Here is a 12,751-nt window from a genome sequence, read left to right on the forward strand (position 1 = left end):
CAAGGTTATTGTTTACAAAATGCGTTTCAACAAACGATCCGCCCGTACCCGAAACACACGCTTAAGTAACTTTTGAATAGCTTTAGGGTATTCTCTACGTGTATCCAATTGCAAATAATTGGTCACCGTTTTGGTATGTTCAAAAATACTTTCTAACTCAGCTTGAAACTTACCTTCCAACAATTGATGATTGTCTTGAATCAGCAAGCCATTCTCCAAGTCCAACGCCCAAGCCCTTGGATTGACATTATTCCCTGTCAGCAAAGCACGCTTACGATCAGCCCATAAGCCTTTTAAATGAAAACTGTTGGCATCGTGTCGCCACAAATGAATAGCAAGCTGACCGCTAGACAAATATTTACGATTGGAACGGGCAAACTTGCGTAGGTTAATTTCGTATAAATAAGGCAAACCACCTATGGGTTTAAAAGGCTGCTCAGGTGGAATATAAAAATCATTGGCTACTTTGTCACCAACGATAATATGAGTTTCTACCCCTCGCTTTATGGCACGCTTAACTTCCCTTAACACCACTTTCGGCAAATTAAAATAAGGCGTGAAAAGATACAACTCCGTTCGTGCCTCGGCAATCATTTCCACTATCACTTCATTCAATTGATTGTCTTTTTTACCCACCCCCACCAAAGGGGTTACACCTATGTGCTGCGGATTAATCAACTCACTTTCCAATGAGTAAGAGGCTTCAAGCAAAGACGCTCTAAACTGTTTTATCAAAGGCTTTAGTTTTTTCGTTGTAGGCCATTCTCCTTGGGAGAAATCTTGCACGGCAATGTGGCCTATCATGACTTGCTCAATAAAACCCACCATACTATCAGCGAGCTTTTGGCATTCTAATACATGGTATCTGTCTAATCGGTATTTATCCTGCTTATGCAAATAGACATTATTGAAACTAGCACCACTGTAAATGACTTTATCGTCAATAATGAAACCTTTTAAATGCAGCACACCAAACACTTCACGATGGCGCACTGGCACACCATAAACCGGAATTTGCTCTTTGTACTTTTGCGCAAACTCCTGATACATGGCAGCATTTCCTTCACAGGCTTCTGCGCCAATCAATCCCCGTTGTGCACGATGCCAATCGACACAAATCACAATGTCTAAATCTGGACTACGCTGTTTGGCTTCATAGGCCGCCGTTAGTATCTCACGCCCTCCCTCATCGTTTTCCAAATACAAAGCGACCAAGAAGATTCTCGACTTCGCAGTACGAATCGCCTCAAGTAGAAACTCTCGATACTCACTTGGCGAATGCAGGATAGTAAAGTTATCTGGATGAGCAGAAAACATGGGTAAGGATACGAACAATGAAGCTTGTGGCATAACTTAAAAAAACGACCTTTAAAAAAACAGACAAAATTGTAACAAATCTGCTCACCAATTTCGTTAAAAATATTAAACAACACAAAGTAAAATAATGAGTTAACACTTTTATCTCTAAGCTTCCATGAGCAGATCCGTTACAAACACAAGACTATTGAAATTTACTCACCATGCTGAGCAAAGAAATCCAATAATAACTGATTAAACGCAACCGGCTGCTCCCAATATGGTGCGTGTCCTGCCTCTCTAAAAATATACACATCAGGATCGTTCCAATATTTTGCATAACTGCGCAATCGAGAAGGTGGCATGTACATGTCTGCATCACCTGTAAAGAGTAAAAGAGGTACTTCAACTGCAGCAATCTGCTCTGGAGTAAGGGCATTTTCCAAGGGGATGGCAACTCGCTTCAAGCGTGAAATTTCCTCAATTGCTAACCACTCTTTCATACCTTCTGGGTTTGATTCACGGTAATTTGGACTGACTTCTTTCAAAAGTACTGGCATGGCTCTATAGCCTTCCGGAAACAAGGTATCGTCTGTGGCACGGTAATTTGGATCACCTATTTTACCTATGGTCACCCCAATCGTGATACTCAGCAATCGCTCAGGATAAGACACAGCAACATCAGGAACAATATCAGCACCCGCGGCTAATCCCACTAAGTGAAAACGCTTTACTCCCAAATGATCAACCACACTCAACAAGTCACTCATGCCACTCACAGTGACTGACTCATCGGTAATTTCAGTATTCAAATGACCACGACGAGAATAAGCAATTACTCGATAACCCGCTTTAGCAAACACAGGTTGTTGATACTTCCATATTAATGCGCTACTGGAAGCAGGATGCAGGAGCACTACAGCCTCACCTTCACCACCTGTATCCCAATACCAAAGTCGTGCACCATCTACGTCAACATAACCTTCTTTAGCTGGCACTTGATCAGGTACTGGTGCCCATTCAGTTTGCGGCTCAATAAGGTTATCTTCTGACACCTTTACCGAAGAAGATGTCATTACATTACATCCTGTTATAAGGGTTAGTATTGACCCCATAGTAAAAGCTTTAAACAAGCTCATGAATTACTCCTTAAAATTACAGATTAGTAAAAGAAAACACATCCAAAGAAAAAATAAACCGAATAACAAAACACCTTACCCAAACTGCTTCACTCAACAAGACTGGAAAATTTAGCCATCTTTATAAAATAGAATATTCGCCTTTTAACAATCCTAGATAATAAAAAAGCCCTTTCAGGTAGTACCAACTCACCCAATCCATCTTCATTAAATAAAAAGGCATTAAATAGATCTTAAAAGACCTTATCCACTTAGGTAAAATATCAATAAGCTCACATTTCTTCTTCTAACTTTTAACAACTTATCCGCTCAATACCTTCCTCCTTATCGTCCTTTTTTCATGTATAGATAGGAATACAATCACTCCGTTTTCAATAAAAACTTATCTTTTAAGATAAATCTTAAAATCAACTTAAAAATTAAGTTGATTTAAGAAAGATAAATTTCTTTATTAGTCACTATATCATTTACAAAAAATAACATTCAATTATAATATTCAAAAAGTTTCAATATTTTCCACAACTTGCGTTATCCCCCTAACACGATAAGGATATTTCTGATGACCTTAAATAAAAAGCTTATTCTCTCTAGTTGCGGCATTTTGTTAATCATCTCAACAATACTAACTGTCATTTCCATTGTCGCAATACGCGGTCAAATTACTCAGGATTTACGTCAGAACATGCTGACTTATGGACAAGCAAGCTCAAATCAAATTGCGAATTGGATAGCCGACAAAGGACAAGTACTTCATGCACTAAAAGAAGTTGTTGAAGCCTATCCAGACAATGACGATGTTATTTTAAGGTCATTAAAACAAACCATTTCTGCAGCTAAATTAAGCTCCTTAGTTTATGGATTAAAATCCGGCGATGCTTTTTTCAGCCGCGGTAAAAATGTTCTGGACAATTACGATGTAACCAAAAGGGGCTGGTATCAAACAGGACTAAAAACACAAAACTTAGTCATAACAGAACCTTATAGAGGGAGAACTTCCGGAGCGTTATTAATCTCTCTAGTTCAACAAACACAGCAGAACGGACAGTTTCACGGTGTGTTAAGTGCCAATGTGAATTTAAATGGTATTGATGATGTGATTTCAGACATGGCTGTACCAGGTGAAGGATACGCTTTTATTGTATCTGACTCAGGTAGAATTATTTCTTACCCAGAAACAACGAACGCATCAAATGAAGCAAACGATTTTAACAATAAAATGCTAAATGAAGTAGATGAAGGCTTGAGTTTGTCTTTCATTCAAGAAAATAGTCAATCGAATATGCTCAGCGACATTAATATCCATAACGTGGATTATTTGATGTCTTCACGACGTATTCAAAATACACCTTGGACCTTAGTGTTATTAGGTAAAAAAGATATTCTCATGGCCCCCGTAACAGAACTGGCCATAAAACAAGCCTTAGTGGCCATTGCATTGATGCTGGTTTCTATTTTCCTTATGAGCTTTATGATTCGAACCTTATTAGCTGACTTGTTTAGAGTATCAAATGCTCTTGCTGACATAGCCCAAGGTGAAGGCGATTTAACGGTACAAATCTCCACCAAAAGTCAGGATGAAGTCGGTAAACTGGCGCACAACTTCAATGACTTTGTGTTCAAACTACGCGACATTATCAAAAGTATTGAACAACTTACTCATACCTTATTTGAGCAAGCAACCAAAAGTACTCAATCCGTAGAAGAAAGCACTAAACGCTTAAATGTCCAACAGGACGAAATGATTTCCGTTGCCTCGGCCGTTGAAGAAATGACATCCGCTACGCAAGAAATTGCGCTTAACGCTGAGATGACGGCAGACAATTCAAACAAGACTGTCACCATAAGCGATAATGGTCAAAAACTTGCCAAAGCAAGCTTAGAATCCATTTCTCAATTATCAAACGAAGTCAACGAGGCCAGTCAGGTCATTACCGAACTGAATGAGCAAGGAGACAAAATTAACAGCATAGTTTCCACCATCAGTGACATAGCTGAACAAACCAATTTACTCGCACTGAATGCTGCCATTGAAGCCGCTCGCGCCGGAGAACAAGGACGAGGCTTTGCCGTCGTTGCCGATGAAGTTCGTGTCTTATCACAAAAAACTCACCTTTCGACGGAAGAGATTTCAGGCATGATATCTACTTTGCAAAGCACAACCAACAAAGCGGTAAAAGTCATGGAACTATGCCATAACCTAGCCAATACCAGTGTTGAGGACACAAAAAAATCAGGCGAAAGCTTCTTAGAAATTGCCAATGCCATCGAACAAATCAACCAAATGACCATTCAAATCGCCACAGCCGCCGAAGAACAAACCAGCGTCATTAGTGAAATAGGCAAAAATACCGTAGCGGTTCGTGATGTTTCATCCAACTTGCTGGATCAAATGTCAGACGGTTTAAAACAATCTAACGATTTAAAAGGCTTGGCAGAATCCCTTCGCACACAAGTGAATAAATTCAAACTGTAAAAAAAAACTCTGGCAGAGCGGCAACACCGCTCTGCCAATTAGATGGATAGAGCCCTACAGTCAGTATGCTGAGCCAGGTATTTTTGCCAAGCCACATCAATTTCTTTTACTTCACTTTTAATCCAGCGACGAAACGCTTGTACTTTTTCACACGTAAATTCAGATTAGCAAAAGAAAACATATTTAAAGGAAAAACAAACCAATCAACAGAACACCTTAACCAAAATTTTTCACTCAACAAGACTGGAAAATTAAGCCACCTTTATAAAAAATATTAGCTTTTTATAATCTTAGATAATCCCTCCCTTTCAGCTAATACCAAGTCACCCAACCCATCTTCATTAAATAAAAAACTTAGCTTTGAAGATAAACCTTAAATTAACTTGAAAATCAAGTTAATTTAAGAAAGATATATTTCTTTATTAATCACTACATCATTTACAACAGATAGCATTCAATTATAATATTCAAAAAAATTTCAATATTTTCCATAATTTGCGTTATTCCCCTAACACGATAAGGATATTTTTGATGACCTTAAATAAAAAGCTGATTCTCTCTAGTTGCGGCATTTTGTTAATCATATCAACAATACTAACTGTCATTTCCATTGTCGCAATACGCGGTCAAATTACTCAGGATTTACATCAGAACATGCTGACTTATGGACAAGCAAGCTCAAATCAAATTGCGAATTGGATAGCCGACAAAGGGCAAGTACTTCATGCATTAAAAGAAACTGTTGAAGCCTATCCAGATAATGACGATGTTATTTTAAGGTCATTAAAACAAACCATTTCTGCAGCTGAATTAAGCTCCTTAGTTTATGGATTAAAATCCGGTGACGTTTATGGATTAAAATCCAGCGACACTTTTTCCAGCCGCGGTAAAAATGTTCTGGAGAATTACGATGTAACCAAAAGGGGCTGGTATCAAACAGGACTAAAAACACAAAACTTAGTTATAACAGAACCTTATAGAGGCAGATCTTCCGGAGCGTTATTAATCTCTCTAGTTCAACAAACACAGCAGAACGGACAATTTCACGGTGTGTTAAGTGCCAATGTTAATTTAAGTCGTATTGATAATGTGATTTCAGACATGGCTGTGCCAGGTGAAGGATACGCTTTTATTGTGTCTGACTCAGGTAGAATTATTTCTTACCCAGAAACAACGAACGCATCAAATGAAGCAAACGATTTTAACAATAAAATGCTAAATGAAGTAGATGAAGGCTTGAGTTTGTCTTTCATTCAAGAAAATAGTCAATCGAATATGCTCAGCGACATTAATATCCATAACGTGGATTATTTGATGTCTTCACGACGTATTCAAAATACACCTTGGACCTTAGTGTTATTAGGTAAAAAAGATATTCTCATGGCCCCCGTAACAGAACTGGCCTTAAAACAAGCCTTAGTGGCCATTGCGCTGATGCTGGTTTCTATTTTCCTTATGAGCTTTATGATTCGAACCTTATTAGCTGACTTGTTTAGAGTATCAAACGCTCTTGCTGACATAGCCCAAGGTGAAGGCGATTTAACGGTACAAATCTCCACCAAAAGTCAGGATGAAGTCGGTAAACTGGCGCACAACTTCAATGACTTTGTGTTCAAACTACGCGACATTATCAAAAGTATTGAACAACTTACTCATACCTTATTTGAGCAAGCAACCAAAAGTACTCAATCCGTAGAAGAAAGCACTAAACGCTTAAATGTCCAACAGGACGAAATGATTTCCGTTGCCTCGGCCGTTGAAGAAATGACATCCGCTACGCAAGAAATTGCGCTTAACGCTGAGATGACGGCAGACAATTCAAACAAGACTGTCACCATAAGCGATAATGGTCAAAAACTTGCCAAAGCAAGCTTAGAATCCATTTCTCAATTATCAAACGAAGTCAACGAGGCCAGTCAGGTCATTACCGAACTGAATGAGCAAGGAGACAAAATTAACAGCATAGTTTCCACCATCAGTGACATAGCTGAACAAACCAATTTACTCGCACTGAATGCTGCCATTGAAGCCGCTCGCGCCGGAGAACAAGGACGAGGCTTTGCCGTCGTTGCCGATGAAGTTCGTGTCTTATCACAAAAAACTCACCTTTCGACGGAAGAGATTTCAGGCATGATATCTACTTTGCAAAGCACAACCAACAAAGCGGTAAAAGTCATGGAACTATGCCATAACCTAGCCAACACCAGTGTTGAGGACACAAAAAAATCAGGCGAAAGCTTCTTAGAAATTGCCAATGCCATTGAACAAATCAACCAAATGACCATTCAAATCGCCACAGCCGCCGAAGAACAAACCAGCGTCACTAGTGAAATAGGCAAAAATACCGTAGCGGTTCGTGATGTTTCATCCAACTTGCTGGATCAAATGTCAGACGGTTTAAAACAATCTAACGATTTAAAAGGCTTGGCAGAATCCCTTCGCACACAAGTGAATAAATTCAAACTGTAAAAAACTTTGGCAGAGCGGCAACACCGCTCTGCCAATTAGATGGATAGAGCCTTACAGTCAGTATGCTGAGCCAGGTATTTTTGCCAAGCCACATCAATTTCTTTTACTTCACTTTTAATCCAGCGACGAAACGCTTGTATTTTTTCATACTTAAAATGTGGTGCTGGTGCCACCAAATAAAAATCGTAACGTGATTTCATATAGACAGGTAAAGGACAAATCAACTGCCCTTTTTGAATGTGATCATATACCAAACCAAAACGCACCATAGCCAAACCTTGTCGAGATAACAAAGCCTCCACTAAGGAAGTGGAATCCGCCACATGCAAATTAGACTTTAAAGGTAGATCGTATAACTTAAGAAAAGTTTGTAATTTAGGCCAAACATGCTCCATATCTGGACCAGTGTCTGTAATGATAGAGATATCCAAAAGCTGTTCAACAATGCCTTTAGATGTGTCAATTAACGCAGGGTGACATACTGGTAAAAGGTTCTCTTCAAATAATAGTTCAGATTGTAATCCATCATAATGACCTTCACCTAAACGCACACAAAGGTCTAAATCCGTATCGGCAAAACTTGACAAGCCGATGCTAGGACTAAGCCGCAGATTAATATCGGGAACCGACGCTTGAAACATACCAAGCCTAGGTACTAACCAACGACTCGAAAAAGAAGGTACTGCACTAATAACCAAGGTGTTTGGATTCGGGTCCTGAGTAATACCTCGCACCCCTTCTTCCATTAACTGAAAGGCCCGATTGACGTAGTCATATAAATAATGACCTTCTGAGGTCAATATCACTTGACGCGTTTGTCGTTCAAACAAAGTCACCCCAAGATGCTGTTCTAGGGTTTTGATCTGCTGGCTAATTGCCGCTTGAGTAACAAACAAATGCTCAGCGGCGTCTTTAAAGCTCAAACTTTCTGCGGCAAATCGAAACGCCAACATAGATTTCAATGGCGGTAAACTGCGAGATAATGACATAACTCACCTATAGTTAAGTTTTTCTTAATCATAATAGGTTTTTTCTCGTTTGTCCCTCAGAAATATCTGTACCACTATAAACACATAATCTGACAACAACCGAGAGGACAACAAAATGAAAACCTATCAAGATACACATTTAGAATTAACAGCTCAACGCCTTATTTTGAAGAAAAAAAGCGCAAGTGACTTCACCAAAGTGGCACTCAAAAGTATCAAAAGCCTTATTGCTAAAATGCACCATAATTGGAAAACCCGTCGTCAGCTTCATCGATTGAACGAGATGCAGCTAAAAGATTTAGGCTTAACTTCATCTGATGTATACAATGAAGTGAATAAACCTATTTGGAAATAAATAATGCCATCCAGAAACTCACACCTTTAATCCGGTTACTCACCTTGGTAGCCGGATCCACCCCCAAATTTCACGCAAACAAACTCAATATCATACCAATAAAACTGTTTACTTTTTAATCAAAGCATATTAAGAGTAATAAAAAGAAAATTGCTTACCCTCACAAAGTGACTAATTCCACACAGGAAATAATAATGAAACAAATCACTTTATTACTCGTCAGTTTTTTGCTTTTTGCTTGTTCCAGTAATCCGACAGGTACCATCAGTGTTCGCTCAGTCGAATCAGATGGCAAATTAAAAGAACCCCTCACTTCCACCGCCAATCTAGTAACAGATGATAAAACCATTTTTAAAACTGAAACCGACGGTTCTACTGATGGAAACGATGTATATGCCATCTATCTTACAGATGCTTATTTAAAATATTTAGCCGATTGGTGGGGAGTTAATGAGGTCATTTTTGTCGTTGAATTTACCGAAGCTGTAACCGGAGAAACAGATTCAGACACAGCTACAAAAATATTGGGCCCCTATGAAAAGTTGTCTGATGGCATCAAAGCGCCATTACTAAATAAAGCCTTGTATGGGCCCAAAAAAATGGAAAGCGATTTACTGAGCATGAACATCAAAGTCTATGAATATGACTTAGATGAAAATGATGAGAGTTCAGCTATGCTCGAATTTATCGCTTCTGCTGCAGAAAGCTTTTCTTTATCTGACCCTATTACCTTGGGGGAGATAAAACTTGCAAAAGAAATTGCAAATACATTATTACTCGCCAATGAAAATGACCTTATCATGGAAATGGATATTGATTTTGTGGCAGGAAATAGCAAATACGCTTCCAACAATCATTCTAATGTTGTACCTCTGAAAGACGGTGAAATAATTATGGTTAAACAAGAAGGATGCGCAGTGATGACATGTTATGACTATTTTAGTAAAGGCGGGTCTAACATTCCTGGATTCCTTCCAGACTTATTTATGCTAATACCGACTGCACTGAACAGAGCTTTTGTTGACACCCCGGATCATTCGAGTCTCAAAGATTTTAAAGATGAAAATCTAATTGTGACAAAGGACGGTATTACAGAGCTTGATAATAACGGCAAACCAAATGGACTTTATACAGATAAAACTTGGCTTAGATTAAATATCGTAAAAGGCGGGGATGCGTCGCAATGGTCGTTCAGGAAAAAACTTTATCCAACAGCAGAAGAGATTGAAAAGCTTTTAAAAAATCCCTACTCACTTAACCGTGAAAACATCGATTCCATCTTAAAAGGTATTAATGACGCACAAGAAAGCTTAGTTGAAGTAAAAACAAAGGCCGTTATTAAACTGACGTCTAAAATGAGTCAAAACGACACCCATTTTATTGAAGCAAATACTAATAACAGTAGCTTATGCATAAGTTATCCAGAGAATGTAAATATTATTAACACCGCTGCCAAACCGAATGATGGCGATGATACACAAGCCTTCAAATTTGGTAAGTTGAGTTCGTCAAAACAAAGCAGCTGTTACAAAATAGCTCCCTCATCAGAAGCAGGCTCATCAGAAGACACTTTTACTCCAGGATCAGGTGACTTTATTGTGAACTATGAGGTCAATGATGATATCAAAGTACAAAGTTTACCTTACTTAGTAAGAGCAAGACTTGAAGTAAACGACTTTACTCTGTCCTGCATGGCTAATGCTGACAACACCAGCTACCAGCTTGTGCTTAAGCCCAATACATCAGAGAGCAAGAGTAAAATCCCACAGATCACAGCTGTTCTCTTTGGGGATGCCGATCAAGACATTCCCTTCACTGCAACCGATACCGAGATTAAGACCAACAGATACTTTGATCAAAAGGATGACATAAACATCAAGGTAGAAGATATTTTTGGAGCCTCTATTTCTCTAAAAATTTCAAATGATGATATTAATAAATGCCTTGCCAATACGTGAGATACAGGGGCTTCCTAGTAATTATTTAATTTAAAAAACTAACAGACGCCAATTTATTTTGATTTTATACCGGTTTGCTTTATTAACAACTCTCTCATTAACTGAATAAAGATCTCACGGCTTCTGCCACGGCGAAAGATCATCGAAAACGGCGCTTGATACCCAAACTCACTTGGTAATAAAGGTATTAGGCGTCCCTCTTTGACAAAACTTTGGGCATAATGCTCCGGAAGATAACCAACATACCGACCAGAAAGAATAAGGGTCAGTTGTGCTTCCATACTCTCAACCGTTGCCGTACTGTGACCAAAGCCTCTTTTTCTGAGATCAGCAGCATTCCAGTAACTGCGAGTAACGAGGCCGCAATTGGTTACTTGCTCGACTGACACATAGTTTTCATTAAATAAGGGATGAAGATGGCTGCAATACAGCCAATGCTGCTCACGATACAGCTTTTCTTCTACCACGTTATTAACGCTGGAAGGAAAGTTACCAATAGCGAAATCCAGTTGATTGTTTAAAATACCTTGCACCTGCTCATACGGACTGCGAATTTGTAGATTAAGATGAACGGCCGGAAACTTTTCACTAAATTGTCGAATAATATTTGGCAAAGAAAGGGACTCATCCATCACAGTCGCATCCAGTACCGCAATACGAAACGTTCCTCCCATGTCGCCTTTTAATGCTTGAGCGTGTCTTTCCAGCTCTTCCATTTCATCCATGAGTTTGATCGAATGATGAAAAAACTCTTGTCCCTTTTCAGTCAGAGAAAAGCCAGAGCGGCCACGTTGACACAAGACAAAACCTACATAAGCTTCCAATTCGCTCATATAGTTACTGATGGCTGAAGTAGTCAGATTGAGTTCTTGTTGAGCGCCAGAATAGCCCTGATGTTTTACCACGGCGATAAAAACTTCTAGCAATCTTACATTGATTCGCTTTTCTTGCCTCATAGACTAAGCTCCTTTTCGGTATCACTTCAGTAATTTCTGAAGTGATTATTTGGCATTTACTATTTAACCGTCAAGGTCGCTTTTCTAACATGAACCTTAGTTAAAAAATCACACTGCTAAGGCCCATGACTATGCATAATCCGCAGCACAAGCCCCTTTATCAACCACAGAGTGGTAACGACATGCCACGTTTTGGTGGCCGCGCAACCATGATGCGTCTGCCATTTGTGGAAGAGCTAGATGCACTTGATGTGGCTTTTATCGGGGTTCCACTTGATGTCGGCACGTCCCAACGTGCTGGTACTCGTTATGGCCCGCGTCAAATCCGTGCCGAATCCGTGATGATTCGACCTTATAATATGGCTACGGGAGCCGCTCCTTTTGACTCACTCTCTGTGGCAGATATCGGTGATGTGCCAATCAATACCTATAATCTGTTGAAGTCCGTCGACATCATTGAAGAATATTACAACAAGCTCAATCCATACTCTCTTATCCCACTGACATTAGGTGGTGACCATACATTGACCCTACCTATTCTGCGCGCCCTCAAAAAAAAGCATGGTCCTGTTGCCTTGATTCACGTGGATGCACACACCGACACCAACGACAATATGTTTGGTGAAAAAATAGCCCACGGCACAACATTCCGTCGCGCAGTAGAGGAAGGGCTGCTCGATTGCGATGCGGTATTCCAAATTGGACAGCGGGCACAAGGTTACTCCGCCGAAGACTTTAAATGGGGTGAAACGCAAGGCTTCACCCTCATTACAGCAGAACAATGCTGGCACAAATCACTTGATCCTCTTATGAGTGAAATACGCCAAAAGATCGGCGAACGCCCTGTCTATCTTTCATTTGATATCGATGGCATTGATCCTGCTTGGGCACCTGGTACAGGCACACCAGAAGTGGGCGGTTTAACCTCCATTCAGGGTCTTGAGATCATACGAGGTTGCAAAAACTTAAACCTGATTGGCGCAGATTTGGTCGAGGTATCACCACCTTACGATGTGAGTGGTAATACTTCGCAATTAGCCGCGAATTACCTGTATGAGATGCTGTGTGTTTTACCCGGTGTTCAGTATCGGTAAAGAACAGCATACCTAAAAAGTA

At 39.7% G+C, this 12,751-nt stretch carries 9 protein-coding genes; 5 read left to right on the plus strand and 4 right to left on the minus strand.

All coding sequences use genetic code 11. The features are described 5' to 3' along the window. Window positions 1-12 precede the first annotated feature (12 nt). Both pssA and ABXS85_RS04220 read right to left on the minus strand, forming a co-directional pair. On the minus strand, window positions 13-1,350 hold the full coding sequence (gene pssA, locus ABXS85_RS04215) for a CDP-diacylglycerol--serine O-phosphatidyltransferase (protein WP_353668785.1): 1,338 nt from the start codon (window positions 1,348-1,350) through the stop codon (window positions 13-15). A 161-nt stretch (window positions 1,351-1,511) separates the two neighbouring features. Then, window positions 1,512-2,435: an alpha/beta hydrolase gene (locus ABXS85_RS04220; protein ID WP_353668786.1), complete on the minus strand. Its 924-nt coding sequence runs from the start codon at window positions 2,433-2,435 to the stop codon at window positions 1,512-1,514. 559 nt (window positions 2,436-2,994) lie between these two features. On the opposite strand from ABXS85_RS04220, the gene ABXS85_RS04225 reads away from it, so the two are divergent. Both ABXS85_RS04225 and ABXS85_RS04230 read left to right on the plus strand, forming a co-directional pair. Further along, window positions 2,995-4,908, plus strand: coding sequence for a methyl-accepting chemotaxis protein (locus ABXS85_RS04225; protein WP_353668787.1), 1,914 nt, complete (start codon window positions 2,995-2,997; stop codon window positions 4,906-4,908). A gap of 531 nt (window positions 4,909-5,439) precedes the next feature. After that, window positions 5,440-7,377 carry a methyl-accepting chemotaxis protein gene (locus tag ABXS85_RS04230; protein ID WP_353668788.1) on the plus strand — a complete coding sequence of 646 codons (1,938 nt, stop codon included), beginning with the start codon at window positions 5,440-5,442 and terminating at the stop codon, window positions 7,375-7,377. A gap of 35 nt (window positions 7,378-7,412) precedes the next feature. On the opposite strand, the gene ABXS85_RS04235 is transcribed toward ABXS85_RS04230, so the two are convergent. After that, on the minus strand, window positions 7,413-8,366 hold the full coding sequence (locus ABXS85_RS04235; protein ID WP_353668789.1) for a LysR substrate-binding domain-containing protein: 954 nt from the start codon (window positions 8,364-8,366) through the stop codon (window positions 7,413-7,415). A gap of 115 nt (window positions 8,367-8,481) precedes the next feature. Here ABXS85_RS04235 and ABXS85_RS04240 point away from each other — a divergent pair, with 115 nt between their 5' ends. Together ABXS85_RS04240 and ABXS85_RS04245 are read left to right on the plus strand one after the other, a co-directional pair. Beyond that, window positions 8,482-8,721 (plus strand): DUF1127 domain-containing protein, encoded by a 240-nt coding sequence (locus ABXS85_RS04240; protein WP_353668790.1) that lies wholly within the window; start codon window positions 8,482-8,484, stop codon window positions 8,719-8,721. Window positions 8,722-8,915: 194 nt separating this feature from the next. After that, window positions 8,916-10,679: a hypothetical protein gene (locus tag ABXS85_RS04245; protein ID WP_353668791.1), complete on the plus strand. Its 1,764-nt coding sequence runs from the start codon at window positions 8,916-8,918 to the stop codon at window positions 10,677-10,679. Window positions 10,680-10,732: 53 nt separating this feature from the next. On the opposite strand, the gene ABXS85_RS04250 is transcribed toward ABXS85_RS04245, so the two are convergent. After that, window positions 10,733-11,635: a LysR family transcriptional regulator gene (locus ABXS85_RS04250; protein ID WP_353668792.1), complete on the minus strand. Its 903-nt coding sequence runs from the start codon at window positions 11,633-11,635 to the stop codon at window positions 10,733-10,735. A gap of 131 nt (window positions 11,636-11,766) precedes the next feature. Here ABXS85_RS04250 and speB point away from each other — a divergent pair, with 131 nt between their 5' ends. After that, window positions 11,767-12,729 (plus strand): agmatinase, encoded by a 963-nt coding sequence (gene speB / locus ABXS85_RS04255; protein ID WP_353668793.1) that lies wholly within the window; start codon window positions 11,767-11,769, stop codon window positions 12,727-12,729. Window positions 12,730-12,751 lie beyond the last annotated feature (22 nt).

The organism is Marinomonas sp. THO17 (assembly GCF_040436405.1).
Taxonomy (GTDB): Bacteria; Pseudomonadota; Gammaproteobacteria; order Pseudomonadales; family Marinomonadaceae; genus Marinomonas.